Origin of the sequence: Roseibium album (assembly GCF_965233825.1) — a bacterium.
Taxonomy (GTDB): Bacteria; Pseudomonadota; Alphaproteobacteria; order Rhizobiales; family Stappiaceae; genus Roseibium; species Roseibium album.
In genome coordinates, this window is record NZ_OZ247583.1 from 5,335,564 (window position 1) to 5,349,013 (window position 13,450).

Annotated in this window: 20 protein-coding genes; 14 read left to right on the plus strand and 6 right to left on the minus strand. The window is 56.6% G+C overall.

All coding sequences use genetic code 11. The features are described from left to right. Positions 1-22: 22 nt before the first annotated feature. The 4 genes from ACO6TI_RS24515 to ACO6TI_RS24530 all read right to left on the minus strand — a co-directional run bounded on the left by ACO6TI_RS24515 (position 23) and on the right by ACO6TI_RS24530 (position 2,186). Positions 23-238 carry a hypothetical protein gene (locus ACO6TI_RS24515; protein ID WP_422383556.1) on the minus strand — a complete coding sequence of 72 codons (216 nt, stop codon included), beginning with the start codon at positions 236-238 and terminating at the stop codon, positions 23-25. A 181-nt stretch (positions 239-419) separates the two neighbouring features. Next, positions 420-638 (minus strand): hypothetical protein, encoded by a 219-nt coding sequence (locus ACO6TI_RS24520; RefSeq protein WP_055116379.1) that lies wholly within the window; start codon positions 636-638, stop codon positions 420-422. A 152-nt stretch (positions 639-790) separates the two neighbouring features. Further along, positions 791-1,594 carry an HpcH/HpaI aldolase family protein gene (locus ACO6TI_RS24525; RefSeq protein WP_422383557.1) on the minus strand — a complete coding sequence of 268 codons (804 nt, stop codon included), beginning with the start codon at positions 1,592-1,594 and terminating at the stop codon, positions 791-793. A gap of 268 nt (positions 1,595-1,862) precedes the next feature. Continuing rightward, on the minus strand, positions 1,863-2,186 hold the full coding sequence (locus ACO6TI_RS24530) for a DUF1476 domain-containing protein (protein ID WP_196896951.1): 324 nt from the start codon (positions 2,184-2,186) through the stop codon (positions 1,863-1,865). A 357-nt stretch (positions 2,187-2,543) separates the two neighbouring features. Here ACO6TI_RS24530 and purC point away from each other — a divergent pair, with 357 nt between their 5' ends. The 6 genes from purC to ACO6TI_RS24560 all read left to right on the plus strand — a co-directional run bounded on the left by purC (position 2,544) and on the right by ACO6TI_RS24560 (position 5,387). After that, positions 2,544-3,308 carry a phosphoribosylaminoimidazolesuccinocarboxamide synthase gene (purC, locus tag ACO6TI_RS24535; RefSeq protein ID WP_029064498.1) on the plus strand — a complete coding sequence of 255 codons (765 nt, stop codon included), beginning with the start codon at positions 2,544-2,546 and terminating at the stop codon, positions 3,306-3,308. A gap of 105 nt (positions 3,309-3,413) precedes the next feature. After that, complete coding sequence (locus tag ACO6TI_RS24540) at positions 3,414-3,950, plus strand: hypothetical protein (protein WP_159100724.1); 537 nt, start codon at positions 3,414-3,416, stop codon at positions 3,948-3,950. Positions 3,951-4,056: 106 nt separating this feature from the next. Beyond that, complete coding sequence (gene purS / locus ACO6TI_RS24545) at positions 4,057-4,299, plus strand: phosphoribosylformylglycinamidine synthase subunit PurS (protein ID WP_029064496.1); 243 nt, start codon at positions 4,057-4,059, stop codon at positions 4,297-4,299. A 16-nt stretch (positions 4,300-4,315) separates the two neighbouring features. Further along, positions 4,316-4,423: a phosphoribosylformylglycinamidine synthase-associated small membrane protein gene (locus tag ACO6TI_RS24550; protein WP_104702077.1), complete on the plus strand. Its 108-nt coding sequence runs from the start codon at positions 4,316-4,318 to the stop codon at positions 4,421-4,423. A gap of 17 nt (positions 4,424-4,440) precedes the next feature. After that, entirely contained in the window at positions 4,441-5,109 is a 669-nt protein-coding gene (purQ, locus tag ACO6TI_RS24555) for a phosphoribosylformylglycinamidine synthase subunit PurQ (RefSeq protein WP_422383558.1), read from the plus strand. 23 nt (positions 5,110-5,132) lie between these two features. Continuing rightward, complete coding sequence (locus ACO6TI_RS24560; protein WP_104702379.1) at positions 5,133-5,387, plus strand: DUF2164 domain-containing protein; 255 nt, start codon at positions 5,133-5,135, stop codon at positions 5,385-5,387. A 4-nt stretch (positions 5,388-5,391) separates the two neighbouring features. On the opposite strand, the gene ACO6TI_RS24565 is transcribed toward ACO6TI_RS24560, so the two are convergent. Then, positions 5,392-6,219 (minus strand): AraC family transcriptional regulator, encoded by an 828-nt coding sequence (locus ACO6TI_RS24565; protein WP_209012471.1) that lies wholly within the window; start codon positions 6,217-6,219, stop codon positions 5,392-5,394. 92 nt (positions 6,220-6,311) lie between these two features. On the opposite strand from ACO6TI_RS24565, the gene ACO6TI_RS24570 reads away from it, so the two are divergent. Then, a complete protein-coding gene (locus ACO6TI_RS24570) occupies positions 6,312-6,848 on the plus strand; it encodes a peroxiredoxin-like family protein (RefSeq protein ID WP_055116940.1) in 537 nt (178 codons plus the stop codon). Between the two features lie 115 nt (positions 6,849-6,963). Here ACO6TI_RS24570 and ACO6TI_RS24575 read toward each other — a convergent pair whose 3' ends face one another. After that, on the minus strand, positions 6,964-7,176 hold the full coding sequence (locus ACO6TI_RS24575) for a DUF1127 domain-containing protein (RefSeq protein WP_209016499.1): 213 nt from the start codon (positions 7,174-7,176) through the stop codon (positions 6,964-6,966). Between the two features lie 113 nt (positions 7,177-7,289). Here ACO6TI_RS24575 and ACO6TI_RS24580 point away from each other — a divergent pair, with 113 nt between their 5' ends. From ACO6TI_RS24580 to ACO6TI_RS24610, 7 genes are all read left to right on the plus strand, one after another. Beyond that, a complete protein-coding gene (locus ACO6TI_RS24580; protein WP_422383559.1) occupies positions 7,290-8,801 on the plus strand; it encodes a PLP-dependent aminotransferase family protein in 1,512 nt (503 codons plus the stop codon). A gap of 294 nt (positions 8,802-9,095) precedes the next feature. After that, on the plus strand, positions 9,096-9,386 hold the full coding sequence (locus ACO6TI_RS24585) for a hypothetical protein (protein ID WP_144436006.1): 291 nt from the start codon (positions 9,096-9,098) through the stop codon (positions 9,384-9,386). 191 nt (positions 9,387-9,577) lie between these two features. Beyond that, positions 9,578-11,776, plus strand: coding sequence for a phosphoribosylformylglycinamidine synthase subunit PurL (gene purL / locus ACO6TI_RS24590; protein WP_055116393.1), 2,199 nt, complete (start codon positions 9,578-9,580; stop codon positions 11,774-11,776). Positions 11,777-11,818: 42 nt separating this feature from the next. Next, a complete protein-coding gene (locus ACO6TI_RS24595; protein WP_008196307.1) occupies positions 11,819-12,052 on the plus strand; it encodes a BolA family protein in 234 nt (77 codons plus the stop codon). A gap of 95 nt (positions 12,053-12,147) precedes the next feature. Next, a complete protein-coding gene (locus tag ACO6TI_RS24600) occupies positions 12,148-12,285 on the plus strand; it encodes a hypothetical protein (protein ID WP_156958871.1) in 138 nt (45 codons plus the stop codon). Further along, on the plus strand, positions 12,282-12,617 hold the full coding sequence (gene grxD / locus ACO6TI_RS24605; RefSeq protein ID WP_055116396.1) for a Grx4 family monothiol glutaredoxin: 336 nt from the start codon (positions 12,282-12,284) through the stop codon (positions 12,615-12,617). Before ACO6TI_RS24600 ends, grxD begins: the two co-directional genes overlap by 4 nt. A 542-nt stretch (positions 12,618-13,159) precedes the next feature. After that, a complete protein-coding gene (locus tag ACO6TI_RS24610; protein ID WP_055116942.1) occupies positions 13,160-13,441 on the plus strand; it encodes a hypothetical protein in 282 nt (93 codons plus the stop codon). The last annotated feature ends 9 nt before the right edge of the window (positions 13,442-13,450 follow it).

The window sequence follows — 13,450 nt, forward strand, 5'->3', positions numbered from 1 at the left end:
TGGGAATTCCGTGTGATCGCCTTCAAAACGCTGCCGAAGCGCCATCTGCCTCCGGATGCCGGGTGCTTCCGGTTGTCCGCTGGAAGATGGATCCGGCGAGAAACACCGCGCCCGTCGTGCCGGCGACAACGGCAAGCGCAATGACTTCATCGACACGATAGATACCTGACACGGCAAAAGCGGCAATGGCCACCAGACCTGCCCAGATGACAAACAGATAGAACGCCGGATTTCTCATGATGAACTCCCTTGGAAAATGGCGGCGGCTCCCTCCCGAAGACCCGCTTGTTCCCAAGCGGTCATTCAACCTCGCGAATTCATTGATATGATTGTCTGTACACTCACATGCATGGCACATTGGCGGAATCCAAGTGTGCCCTCTTGCCGCAGCAAACGGCCCCAAGCTTGAATGCCTCCGACTACCACTGCGTCGAGGGGCTTGAATTCATCAGGTTGCCAATGCGTTTTGCGACAAGGTAGCTGACAGGCATTGCAACCAGCCCTCCGGCAGCCGCTGCGCTGATCAGCAGGAGCGGGTCGAAATCAGCGGCCCCAAAGATGCTGAGCGGCACCAGCGCACCGATACCCGCCAATGTCGGGCCGATAATGATGAACAGGATAATCGACAGTTTCCACATGATGCCTTCCTTCCGGGAAAGCGGCGGCCTTCCGTCCGGAAGCTTGGCGTTACGCCAGTTTCCAAAACCGTCGCAAGGGATGATTACCTGTTTGCGAAGTTTCGAAACCTGTCACATTGACGTAAATCAAGCATTCCGCATCAAAGGGCAAATCAGTAGCCGATCCCGGTGCCAGCCTTGTCCTTCGTCCAGGCGGTTTCACCAAGAGCGGTGCGTGCGGCCCCGTCGATAAAGACGGTGTCGATCCCGTAGGACAACAGCCTGTATCCCTGCGCGACAGCCTCTTCAACCTTTTCGGCACTGAGACAGAAAATCCCGGCGATCTTGCCGGCTGCCTTAGCTTTGCTGGCAATATCAGCGCACACGCGGGCAGTCTCCGGCCCGTTCGGATCGAGGGCAGTTCCCTTCGAAAGTGACAGCGACAGATCGCTTGGGCCGACAAAGATACCATCCAGCTCCGGCACTGACAGGATATCGTCAAGTGCCTCGATCGCCTCTTGCGTTTCGATCATGGCAAGGGCAAGCGTCTGGGAATTTGAATTCGTCAGATACTCGTGATCGGTCTGTCCTGAAAGCATTGCGGCACGGCGTGGTGACCAGCTCCGCTCGCCCATTGGCGGGTATTTCATTGCCCGGGCAAACTGCTCTGCCTCTTCCCTGGAATTGATCATCGGGGCGATAATGCATTCCGCCCCCATGTCGATTAGACGGCCGGCAAGCGCATTGTCCGCGACCGGAATGCGGGCAATCCGGTGCGCTCCGCCCAGTGCGATCAGCCCGAGGGAATCGACGGCCGCTTCGAAATCGAACATGCCGTGTTGCAGATCCAGCGTGACCGCCTCGTATCCTGCACGCGCAAACAGCTCCGGAACCATGGGCGCGGACAACAGGCACCACCCTGTCACGACCGGTTGTCCGGAACGCAGCTTGTCAGCAAGAATGGATTTGTCTGTCACGATCGATCTCCCTCAGTCTGCCGCCATCAAATCGGCAGCGAACGCAAGTCGCAAGTGTGCGTGTCATCAATTCCGTTCGTTCATTGTCGAAGTGGAACGATTGACCAAATGCTTGTTTCAAAACTCAATGTACCATTGACACGCTGGTTCATTGATTGATTTCGCAGTTTTTCGTTCTGCAGCGGAAGAGCGAATTTCCTGCGCTTAGCAAAAACGCCCACCGTTTCCGGCGGGCGTTCGAATTCCAAAATGACGATCGAGGGCCGTATCAGCCTTCGTTCTGGAGCTGTTCGATGGCGGTTGCCATCAGTTCATCCATGTTGCGGCGAATCTGATGGTCGGACTGGTCGATGTTGTTAGTATCGAAGTCTCCGCGGATCTTGCGAAAGACATCCTCATCGCCCGGCTCTTCGAAATCCGCCCGGACAACTTCCTTGGCGTATTCCTCGGCTTTTTCGCCTTCATAGCCCAGCAGTCCGGCGGCCCACTGGCCCAAAAGCTTGTTGCGGCGCGCGGTCGCCTTGAACCGCAGCTCCTCGTCATGCGCGAATTTGCTTTCAAATCCCTGTTCGCGCTTGTCGAATGTGCTCATACTCTTCGTCTCCTGAACTGCGCTTATGCACTGCACCCCATATGGGGATTCTTTGGCCTCTTGCATATCCCCGCCAGCCCGCCAAATCAACGCAGTAGATACACACTTGCGTCAAAAGCATGATAAAGCTGCGTTTATCGGAGGTTGGACACACGAATATGACCGGGTCTTGCACGCGTCGGTCGCCCAAAAAAACATAAGATTGTACTTTTGCCGCGCTTCGGGTAAGTTCCGCGCCGCAAATCGGGGAATGCAGCCTTCTTGACACCTGCCGGTTGACGGGAAATGGTCCCGCAGGAAATTTGACTAGGTTGGCAAGTCCCGTCCCAAGGTTTCACGAAAAACACGGTATAGCTCATGAACCGCCGCCGGCGCATTTATGAAGGTAAAGGCAAGATTCTCTATGAAGGTCCGGAACCGGGAACCCTGGTCCAGCACTTCAAGGATGATGCGACCGCCTTCAACAACAAGAAACACGAAATAATTGACGGCAAGGGTGTGCTCAACAACCGCATATCCGAATACATTTTCAACCACCTGAATGCCATCGGCATCCCGACTCACTTCATCCGTCGCATGAACATGCGCGAGCAGCTGATCCGGGAAGTTGAAATCATTCCGCTGGAAGTCGTCGTGCGCAACGTTGCCGCCGGTTCAATCGCCAAGCGTCTGGGCCTGGAAGAAGGCACACAATTGCCGCGGTCCATCATCGAGTTCTACTACAAGAACGACGAACTCGACGATCCGATGGTTGCCGAGGAACACATAACCGCCTTCGGCTGGGCCACACCGCAGGAGCTCGATGACATGATGGCACTCGCCATCCGCGTCAACGATTTCCTGTCCGGTCTTTTTCTGGGCGTCGGTATCCGCCTCGTCGACTTCAAGATCGAGTGCGGCCGTCTTTTTGAAGGCGACATGATGCGCATCGTCGTCGCGGACGAGATTTCTCCCGACAGCTGCCGGCTGTGGGATATCGAGACCAACGACAAGATGGACAAGGACCGTTTTCGCCGGGATCTCGGCGGTATGCTTGAAGCCTACCAGGAAGTTGCCAAGCGTCTCGGCATCATGATCGGCAACGAACGCCCACCCAACTCGGGCCCGACATTGGTGCAGTAAAGACACAACAGCAGCACAATCAGAAGGCGAATTGCGCGGCCTGATTGTAATGGTCAAAAATGCTGATTAAGACGCCTCCTTGGAAATCAAGGGGGCGTTATCTTTATGAAATTACGGAACTTTACGAAGACAGGACTGATGATCCTGTTTTGCGGGTTGCTGGCGGCCTGCCAGACAAGCGGGTTGAAACCCGGCAGCATAGACTCCAGCTTCGCGCCAAGCGGATGGCAGTCGGAATCCCGTGGTGGCAAAACAATCTACTTCTGCATGCCTTCTGTATGCGGCTCTCCTCAAGGCGTCGTAATCGGACCAATGAAAGTTCGCGGCGACGCGGAAGCTGCAATCCGCGAAGACATTCTTTCCACGGAACTCCTCAAAGCAATGGACAAAGTGGTGAACATTGCCGCGAAGGGCGATTTCAGGATGTCGACGGACCGCCGGATTGTGAAAAAGAATTTTTCGGGTTTCGACATGAGCGCTCGGCTGAAGGACCGGAACGGCCGTTACGTATATGCTGCCGCTAGGGTAATCATCCAGAACGACAGGGGTAGCATGGTGGCATCTTTTGCGACAAGTCGCGCAAGGGCTCGAAGCAATTTGCGCCGCTTCCTGAACCAGACGACGATCCGCCGGCTGCCGTAAACCACGGCTTTTGTGCGCATTGCTCTTTCGCTTCAGGGGCTCCTCGTGTATGGGGAGCCCCAAACTGTTTGTCGCTGCACCTTGTGCAGACCATTGCGGGAAGCCAATCATGAAAGCACGCGTCATCGTCACCTTGAAAAACGGCGTACTCGATCCCCAGGGGAAGGCCATTGAGGGAGCGCTCGGCGGCCTCGGTTTCGGCGATGTTGGCTCCGTCCGCCAGGGAAAGGTGTTCGACGTCGAACTGGCCGGTGCAGACATGAGCACCGCCAAAGAGAAACTGGAACAGATGTGCGAAAAGCTGCTGGCCAATACGGTTATTGAAAACTACGCGATCGAAATCGACTGAGTTCGGGGTCCGGACAATGGACGAGGACACCCGCAAGGCCATAACCTTCATGGCGATCAAGGCGGCGATCTTCATCCTGGTACCGGCCCTTGCGGCGCTAGTTGCCGTTCTTGTCCTGCTGTAGAAAAACGGGATCACCCCATGAAGACCGCCGTTATCGTTTTCCCAGGTTCCAACCGTGACCATGACATGTTTCACGCCCTGGAACTGATCACCGGCTCGCGTCCCCAAAGTGTATGGCACGCTGAAAGCACCTTGCCTGATGTCGATCTGGTGGTCGTTCCCGGCGGTTTTTCCTACGGCGACTATCTGCGGTCCGGTGCCATTGCCGCGCGCTCGCCCATTTTGAAGGACCTCGTCGCCAAGGCCGACAATGGTGTTTCCGTTCTTGGCGTGTGCAACGGCTTCCAGATCCTGACTGAAGCCGGACTGTTGCCAGGTGCTTTGATGCGTAATGCGGGCCTCACTTTCGTCTGCAAGGAAGTGCTGATGGAAACAGTCAACAACGCAACCCGTTTCTCCTCCAAATTCACCAGGGGACAGGTCTGGCGCTGCCCGGTTGCCCACCATGACGGCAACTACTTCGCCGATGACGAAACACTCGACCGCATCGAGGACAACGGCCAGGTCGTCTTCCGCTATGCCGACGGCACCAATCCAAACGGCTCGCTCAACGACATTGCCGGGATCACCAATGAAAAGGGTAACGTCCTTGGCATGATGCCCCATCCGGAAAACCTGGTGGAAGCGCTCCACGGTGGCCTTGACGGGCGGCTGCTGTTTGAAAGCCTCGCCACGCGGGCAGCCTGAATTTATTGCACTGGGAGGAGACTTTGAAGGAACTCAAGCTGGACAAGGAAGTCAGGTCTCGTCTCACCACACAGATCCGGAACTACATGGACGAGGAACTCGAGATCGAAGTCGGCAACATGGATGCGGAGTTCCTGATCGACTTCCTGAGCGGCTCGCTCGGCGCTCACTTCTACAATCTCGGCCTGAAGGACGCGCAGGCACTTTTCTCCCGCAAGGCCGACGACATCACCGACGAAATTTACGCTTTGGAACGCAAGGTCGAAGACCGGCAGTGAGACATCAGGCGGCGGCCTGCTTTCTTTTCTGCTTCGGAGGATAGCCGAAGCGTCTGGAAAAGGCCCTCGAAAACGCTGCCGGGCTCGAAAAGCCGCAAATCGTTGCGACCGATTTGACCTGACGGCCCCCTTCAAGTTCCGCGCGGGCAATGTCCAGCCGCCAGTTTGACAGGTATCCCATCGGTGTTGCGCCGACCAGATCCTTGAATGTCACGGCGAACTGGGTCCGGGACATGCCTGCCGTTTCCGCCAGCCTTTCAAGTGTCCAGGCCTCGCCCGGCGCTTCATGGATTGCCACCAGGGCTGCGGCCACCCGCGGATGCGCCAGCCCGTTCAACAGTCCCGTATTGGCCTTGCCTTCTTCCATGGCGTGCCGCAACAACCGGATCACCACCACCTCGCACAGGCGTTGGAAAGCCGCCTGTCCACCGCAGCGGGGCATGGTGGCTTCTTCGATCAAGGGCGTCACTACGGCTGTCAGATAAGGCTCTTCCGACAGGGGAACGGAAATACAGGCCGGCAGCGCGTTGATCAGTTGCTTGCCGATCCCCGATATCGCGATGTTGGCGGCCACCAAAGGTGCTTCGCCCATAACGGGCGCGGTTTCGGGAAAATGCTGTGTTTCCTCTTCTTCCAGCAAGGGGCAATACACCAGCCTGTGTTCGCCTGAAGGGTCTGCATAGATGACCAGATTGGCCATGCCCCCACCCGGTTCGTCCGTCATTGCATTGGCGACCTGCACCCGCAGTCTGTCGATGAGGGAGGACAACCGGTCGAGTTTACCGCTGAATGACGTTCGATAGGCAACCGGCACTTCCGTACTCCTGATCATCTTTTCGGGATGTTTCTTCTTCGTTCGTTCGCTATTTTAAGCGCATCGAAAGGCAAAAGTGAAGCCTTGCTCCAATCAGTATGAGGAAAAAGATGCTAGTCCCACGCCAGCAGGTTCCCGGCCTGACCGTTGAAACCCTTGATTCAGGCACATTTGATCTCGCGCAGGACGGCGCGGAGTTTGCCACGCTCGTCGTGTTTTATCGCGGCCTGCATTGCCCGATCTGTGCCACATACCTGAAAGAACTTGGCCGGCTGACACCGGATTTTGCAGCCAAGGGTGTCAAGACGGTCGCAATTTCTTCCGACACCAAGGATCGCGCCCAGCAGATGGCCGAGAAGGTCGGACACGAAGCGCTGCGCTTCGGATATGGTCTGTCCCTTTCGGCCGCCAAGGAATGGGGCCTTTACATTTCGACGAGCCGAGGCACCACGTCCATCGGTATCGAGGAACCTGCCCTCTTCTCAGAACCGGGTGTTTTCCTGGTGAGGGGTGACGGCACTCTTTACTTCGCTTCCGTACAGACAATGCCTTTCGTCCGCCCGCATTTCCAGGAAATGATCGGTGCGCTCGACTTCGTCCAAAAGAACGACTACCCGGCCCGCGGCGAATATACCGGCGCGGTCTGAGTATCGTATCCCGGACCGGGATCCCACTCCCGGTCCGGGAAATGAAAATACCGGCTTGAAGCAGATTTTTTGCAGAGATCAGAACATTCCGGCCTAGGCACACCACCGACACAGGTCAGCGGCTACTGTCCCAGAACGGCCGGCAGCCTTCCCGGCGCGCTGCCTCCAGTGTCAGATTGAGATCATCCAGTTCCCTGTCCGTCAATTCCAGCAGTTGCCTGCGCGTCCGGTACAATTGTGCCCAGGACACCAGCTTGCTCCAGACAATCCGGCCAAATCGGCGCCGCCGCCGCTGCACAGGAAACTCGCTGACTCGTATTGTCACCATTGAATTCATTTTGACACCTGATTTTCGGGTACAATTTGCTGAAATTGAAGAATTGTTTCGGCTCAATTATATGAATTGACTCTTGAACGGGTGCAATATACTAAATTGTCACCATGACAAATTGGTTGCCGAGCATCCCCGAGGGCCACGGCCCGCTCTACATTCGTCTTGCCGACTGCATCGCCGAGGAAATCGCGACAGGTAAACTCGCTGCAGGTGCAAAGCTGCCGCCCCAGCGAAACCTGGCGTATGATCTTGGTGTAACCGTCGGCACAGTCGGCCGCGCCTATGCGGTCGTTCGTCAACGTGGACTGGTCAGCGGAGAAGTCGGCCGGGGTACATACGTCCTCGGCACCCATGAAGGTGAAGCGCTCGCAGAAGGGACCAAGCCTGCAATCAACTCCCTTTCAAACCCGGGCAACGGCATCGGATCTGCCGTACCGGCAGAGGTTTCCTGGGTTCAGGGCGCGATGAAAACTCCCAAGGACATTGCGTTCGCAGGCACACGTGTTTCGGTGCCGTCCCCAGAAGCCATCCGTTTTGACAGTACATCCGCACCGGAGGTCGGTCAGGCACGGGCGATCCGTGAACTGACTGCCGAGATCACCCGCGATGCGCCTTATGATATTGCCAGTTACACGCGGTCCGTACCTGAACGCTGGCGGGAGGCTGGACGTGTCTGGTTGTCCCGGGGCGACTGGCAGCCACCGGAAGGCTCTATCGTGCCGACAACGGGCGCCCAGGCGGCGATCATGGCGATCATAACGGCCACAACAGCACCTGGAGACCAGGTCGCCTTCGAAGACCTTACCTACAGCTCGATTGCCCGTGGTTCGGCACTTACCGGACGCAGACCCGTGCAGATCACAAGTGATGAGGAGGGTCCTCTTCCGGATGATCTCGCCAGCGTCTGCGCACAGCGCCACCCGAAGATACTGTTCGTCATGCCGACAATGCACAATCCGACAACCAGGCTGATGGGCGTTGAAAGACGCATCGAACTGGTGGAGGTCGCCCGCCGGCACAATCTCTGGATCATCGAGGACGAAGTCTACGGATCATTGCGCAATACCGGACTGGCTCCATTTGCGGAACTCGCTCCGGAGCGCACTTTTCATGTCGGGTCCCTGTCCAAGGCCGTCACGGCAGGAGTGCGCGGCGGCTGGGTCTCCAGTCCCGTTTCTCACGCCCAGCGGATCTACACGGCGCACAAGATGCTGACAGGCGGCATATCGTTTCTGCTCTCGGAACTGTCAGCGCGCCTTGTCCTCAGCGGAACCGCCGGCACCTTGCGCAAGGGCGTGCTGGAGGAAATTGCCGCCCGTCACGGTCTGGTTCAGCAACTACTTGATCCATTCGAGCATGCTTCGGCGGCCGATGCCCCGTTTTTCTGGCTCAAGGTTCCCGAGCCCTGGCTTTCGGGCACCTTCAAGGCTGCGGCCGCAGCCTTCAACACGCTTGTTGACGACGAGGACGAATTCAAGTCGGGACGCTCCGGCAGGGTCTATCATCGTGTGCGGGTCGGCATTACAAATCCACTCACTCGGGAAGAAACGGCCAAGGGCCTTGAAATACTGAGAAATCTTCTGGAAGACAGCGGTGCCGGTTACGACAGTTTTGAATAGACAGGCCCTTTACCAAGTCCTGGACGCATTCAGCCTTTCGCTGTTCTTGAGCCGCAGACACGTCTGAATTCCGATCAAACTACATCGCCGTCAAACCGCGAATATCCGGTCATTGGACAATTCCCGGAGCCAACCGAATACCGCTACGTGCCCCTGTTCTTAAGCATAGTTAAACTTTTAGTTATTTTGACAATGATTACCTTTACAACCCAGATACAACCAATTACTCTACGCCAAGTTCATTTTGAAAAACTTATTTCGACAAACTTATCAAAACAGCGCCATGTGAATACAATGGAACCCCATGATGAAGTCATTGTTTTATTTAAGAAAATACTCAGCTCTCAAGGCAAGAATTTAGAGAAACGAAGTTCTCCTATGCAACCGAATGATCAAATTTCAGCATCAAAAGAATTGACGGCGGAACGGTTACTGTTGCGCATCATGAAGCTTGAGCACACCGTTCAGGAACTCAGGCAGCAAAGCACCTTCAAGGACAAGGAAATCAGGCGACTTGAAAGCCGCGTCCGCGAATGGCAGCAGATCACCTTGAAAATCCAGTCGCGGGTTTCCAATCAACCCTGACATACCTCGACGAAAGCGGTTTTCACCGTTGGCTGGCTGCTCGTAAGATCGAAGCGGCCTGTTCGCGTATTCTTTGAGACAAACTTTCCCCGTTCCTCTCCCAATTCGGCACGCAATCTGCTAAACGGCGGCAACATTGCCCGACCGCGGCTGCTCGGCCCTGAGACAGCAGCCCAAAACACTGGAACGTCATGATCCCGAACGACATCAAGATCACGCCCGACCTGATTGCTTCCCATGGCCTGAAACCGGATGAATACGAGCGCATTCTGGAATTGATCGGCAGGGAGCCGACCTTTACCGAACTCGGTATATTCTCCGCCATGTGGAACGAGCACTGCTCGTATAAATCTTCCAAGAAATGGCTGAAAACCTTGCCTACTGAGGGACCGCGCGTGCTGCAGGGACCGGGCGAGAATGCCGGTGTCGTCGACATCGGAGACGGCCAGGCAGTCGTCTTCAAGATGGAGAGCCACAACCACCCGTCCTATATCGAGCCATACCAGGGTGCAGCGACCGGTGTCGGTGGCATCCTTCGCGATGTCTTCACAATGGGCGCCAGACCGGTTGCGGCAATGAACGCTTTGCGATTCGGTGAGCCGGATCATCCTCGCACACGGCATCTCGTTTCCGGCGTCGTTTCCGGTGTCGGTGGTTATGGCAATTCCTTTGGTGTTCCGACCGTCGGCGGCGAAGTTGAGTTTCATGCCCGCTACAACGGCAACTGCCTGGTGAATGCCTTTGCTGCCGGACTTGCCAAATCGGACGCCATCTTCCTGTCGGAGGCAAAGGGCATCGGCCTGCCGGTGGTTTACCTCGGCGCAAAGACCGGCCGTGATGGTGTCGGCGGCGCGACCATGGCCTCCGCCGAATTCGACGACACGATCGAGGAAAAACGCCCCACGGTTCAGGTTGGCGATCCTTTCACGGAAAAATGCCTTCTTGAAGCCTGCCTGGAACTGATGGAGACAGGCGCCGTAATCGCGATCCAGGACATGGGCGCCGCCGGCCTCACCTGCTCCGCTGTCGAGATGGGTGCAAAGGGTGGCCTTGGCATAGAGCTCGACCTCGACAAGGTCCCGGTCCGCGAGGATCACATGAGCGCCTACGAGATGATGCTGTCCGAAAGCCAGGAACGCATGCTGATGGTGCTGCGTCCGGCCATGGAAAACGAGGCGGAAGCAATCTTCAGGAAATGGGGCCTCGACTTCGCCATCGTCGGCGTGACCACGGACACACTTCAGTTCGTCGTCAAACATCAGGGCGATGTCGTCGCCGACCTGCCGATCAAGAAACTCGGAGACGAGGCGCCCGAATACGATCGGCCGTGGACAGAACCCCGGAAATTGCCCGTTCTTGCTGCGAGCGACGTTGAAGAGCCTGCCGACTATGCCAATGCGCTGAAAACGCTTGTCAGCAGCGCAAATGGCGCGTCCCGCCGCTGGGTCTATGAACAATATGACACGCTGATCCAGGGCAACTCCGCAGCGACACCCGGCGGCGACGCCGGTGTCATTCGCGTTGACGGCACGCGCAAGGGCCTCGCCTTTTCCGTTGACGTGACACCGCGTTACTGCGAAGCAGATCCGTTCGAGGGCGGCAAACAGGCGGTTGCCGAGGTTTGGCGCAACCTGACAGCCGTGGGATCGGAACCGCTTGCGGCAACCGACAACCTCAACTTCGGCAACCCTGAAAAACCCGAGATCATGGGTCAGTTCGTCGGCTGTATCAAAGGCATCGGTGAAGCCTGCAGCGCGCTCGATTTCCCGATCGTGTCAGGCAATGTGTCGCTTTACAATGAGACACACGGCGAAGCGATCCTGCCGACCCCTGCGATCGGCGGCGTCGGGTTGCTTCCGGATGTGACGGTGCGCGCGGGCGCGGCCTTTGCACAGGAAGGTGATGCGATCTTGCTGATCGGCGGTCCTGGTACACATCTGGGTGCGTCCCAGTATCTTGTCGATATCCTCGGCCGCGAGGAAGGTGCCCCGCCGCCGGTTGATCTGGCTGCCGAAAAACGCCGGGGAACAATCGTGCGTCAGTTGATCGGCGCAGCCCGGCTAACCGGTGTCCACGACATATCCTCCGGTGGTCTGGGCGTTGCCCTGGCTGAAATGGCAATGGCGGGCGATATCGGCGCGCATGTCGCAATCGACGGCCCGGCCCATGCAGCGCTCTTCGGCGAAGATCAGGGCCGCTACGTTCTGACCGTTTCTCCCGACAAGGTCGATGCCGTGATGGAAGACGTTCTGGACGCCGGAATCGACGTTCAACAAATTGGCAAAACGGGCGGCAAGGATTTGAATGTTGAAGGCATTCTCACCATATCCGTTGCAAACTTGCGCAAAGCACACGAAGATTGGTTCCCGAGTTATATGGCTGTTGCCTGAGGCAGGTGCCTTGGAGAAACTTGAAATGAGGACTGACGTACAATGCCAATGAACGCGAACGAGATCGAGACCCTGATCAAGGAGGCGCTGCCCGACGCTCAGGTGGAGATCCGGGATTTGGCTGGCGACGGCGATCACTATGCGGCAAATGTCGTCTCGGAATCCTTCCGTGGCAAAAGCCGCGTGCAGCAGCATCAGATGGTTTATGAAGCCTTGAAGGGCAACATGGGCGGCGCCCTGCATGCTCTTGCCCTGCAGACAAAGGCCCCTGACTGATCTGACACGATTGTCACATTGCCGCGCATATCGCACGGCCTCTTGAACTTCCGCCGCTTTGAAACACATATGCGGTCAAAGAAACAGGAAATTGGATGGTTTGGCTTCTCTTCACGGTTTTGGTGATCATGCTGGTCATGGAACTGCGCATCTGGAGGGCTGTGGCAAACCTGATTTATCGCACCGGCCGCAACTCACTCGCGCCCGCGAAACACAAGGACAGAAATCCATGAGCATCCAGGACTGGATCAAGAACGAAGTCGACACCAACGACGTGGTGCTGTTCATGAAGGGCACACCGAATTTTCCGCAATGCGGGTTCTCCGGACAGGTAATCCAGATACTCGACTATGTCGGCGCGCCCTATAAGGGTATCAACGTCCTGGAAGACGACGAGTTGCGGAATGGCATCAAGGAATTCACCAACTGGCCGACCATTCCCCAGCTGTACGTGAAGGGTGAGTTTGTCGGCGGCTGTGACATCATCCGCGAAATGTTCCAGAACAAGGAATTGCAGGGCCTGCTCACCGACAAGGGTATCGAGACCGCTCAGCAATCCGCCTGACGCGCGGACTCAATTTTTGAACATTTGACGTTAAGGGGCGGTTTTTCCGCCCCTTTTCGGTTTTCAGATGAACATCTTCACAACAGCAGGCATGCAGTAGTCCCAAACAGGTGTTCCAAAGGAACAATTTTCAAAGTCCTGCCCCCAGGCCCGGGATACGCGTGGCCGGCACTGCAGTCGAAAACAGGCACGGGATATTTGAATGCTGTGCCTGATTTGACCCGAACCGAAGATCAAATGCCTCGTTCCCGCCCTGCCTCGTGGTCCAGGGCACCCTGAATTTGACACTCTCTGTTTCCGCGTGATCACGAGCGAACGAGATACTCGCGATGTCAAAATCGGCCAGAATTTGCGGTTATCCAACGTTAAGCCGAATCAATTCTGGCTGAAATGGGGCACGGGCTCGGCAATTCACTGCGAATCGCCTAACATGAATAGCAGGTGAATGCGGATTTCAGAGTCAGTACAGGTGCGTTCCGCCATTCTCCGACCATATCGCAGGGCCCGACATGAAGACGGGCCGGGAAATGGGACCGGGGACAATGAACAAGTTTGCTATTGCAACCACCTCTACTTTCGCTCTGGCTCTGGCCGGTTTTGGAATCGTCGTATCCGGCGGCCCCGGAACCGACAGCGAATTGCGCCGCGTCGATTGTCAGGCGATCACCATGTTCACACCAGCCCAGAGAAAGAGTGCCGAAGAGCTTTGCGCCAACTATGGCGGCGTGGCCGAAACCGGGGCTGAGCCGAGCAAGTCCGGCCTGGTGATCCTGGTTCGAAATCAGCCCATGGGTGGTTTCCTGGGAGAAAAAACTGTTCGCTAGGCTGGCTGT

What these genes read in the sequence shown, in the direction of transcription:
- ACO6TI_RS24515 (WP_422383556.1), bottom strand. Translation starts at nt 238, where the DNA reads ATGAGAAATCCGGCGTTCTATCTGTTTGTCATCTGGGCAGGTCTGGTG.
- ACO6TI_RS24520 (WP_055116379.1), bottom strand. Translation starts at nt 638, where the DNA reads ATGTGGAAACTGTCGATTATCCTGTTCATCATTATCGGCCCGACATTG.
- ACO6TI_RS24530 (WP_196896951.1), bottom strand. Translation starts at nt 2,186, where the DNA reads ATGAGCACATTCGACAAGCGCGAACAGGGATTTGAAAGCAAATTCGCG.
- purC (WP_029064498.1), top strand. Translation starts at nt 2,544, where the DNA reads ATGAACCGCCGCCGGCGCATTTATGAAGGTAAAGGCAAGATTCTCTAT.
- ACO6TI_RS24540 (WP_159100724.1), top strand. Translation starts at nt 3,414, where the DNA reads ATGAAATTACGGAACTTTACGAAGACAGGACTGATGATCCTGTTTTGC.
- ACO6TI_RS24550 (WP_104702077.1), top strand. Translation starts at nt 4,316, where the DNA reads ATGGACGAGGACACCCGCAAGGCCATAACCTTCATGGCGATCAAGGCG.
- purQ (WP_422383558.1), top strand. Translation starts at nt 4,441, where the DNA reads ATGAAGACCGCCGTTATCGTTTTCCCAGGTTCCAACCGTGACCATGAC.
- ACO6TI_RS24565 (WP_209012471.1), bottom strand. Translation starts at nt 6,219, where the DNA reads ATGATCAGGAGTACGGAAGTGCCGGTTGCCTATCGAACGTCATTCAGC.
- ACO6TI_RS24570 (WP_055116940.1), top strand. Translation starts at nt 6,312, where the DNA reads ATGCTAGTCCCACGCCAGCAGGTTCCCGGCCTGACCGTTGAAACCCTT.
- ACO6TI_RS24575 (WP_209016499.1), bottom strand. Translation starts at nt 7,176, where the DNA reads ATGGTGACAATACGAGTCAGCGAGTTTCCTGTGCAGCGGCGGCGGCGC.
- ACO6TI_RS24580 (WP_422383559.1), top strand. Translation starts at nt 7,290, where the DNA reads ATGACAAATTGGTTGCCGAGCATCCCCGAGGGCCACGGCCCGCTCTAC.
- ACO6TI_RS24585 (WP_144436006.1), top strand. Translation starts at nt 9,096, where the DNA reads ATGGAACCCCATGATGAAGTCATTGTTTTATTTAAGAAAATACTCAGC.
- purL (WP_055116393.1), top strand. Translation starts at nt 9,578, where the DNA reads ATGATCCCGAACGACATCAAGATCACGCCCGACCTGATTGCTTCCCAT.
- ACO6TI_RS24595 (WP_008196307.1), top strand. Translation starts at nt 11,819, where the DNA reads ATGCCAATGAACGCGAACGAGATCGAGACCCTGATCAAGGAGGCGCTG.
- ACO6TI_RS24600 (WP_156958871.1), top strand. Translation starts at nt 12,148, where the DNA reads ATGGTTTGGCTTCTCTTCACGGTTTTGGTGATCATGCTGGTCATGGAA.
- grxD (WP_055116396.1), top strand. Translation starts at nt 12,282, where the DNA reads ATGAGCATCCAGGACTGGATCAAGAACGAAGTCGACACCAACGACGTG.
- ACO6TI_RS24610 (WP_055116942.1), top strand. Translation starts at nt 13,160, where the DNA reads ATGAACAAGTTTGCTATTGCAACCACCTCTACTTTCGCTCTGGCTCTG.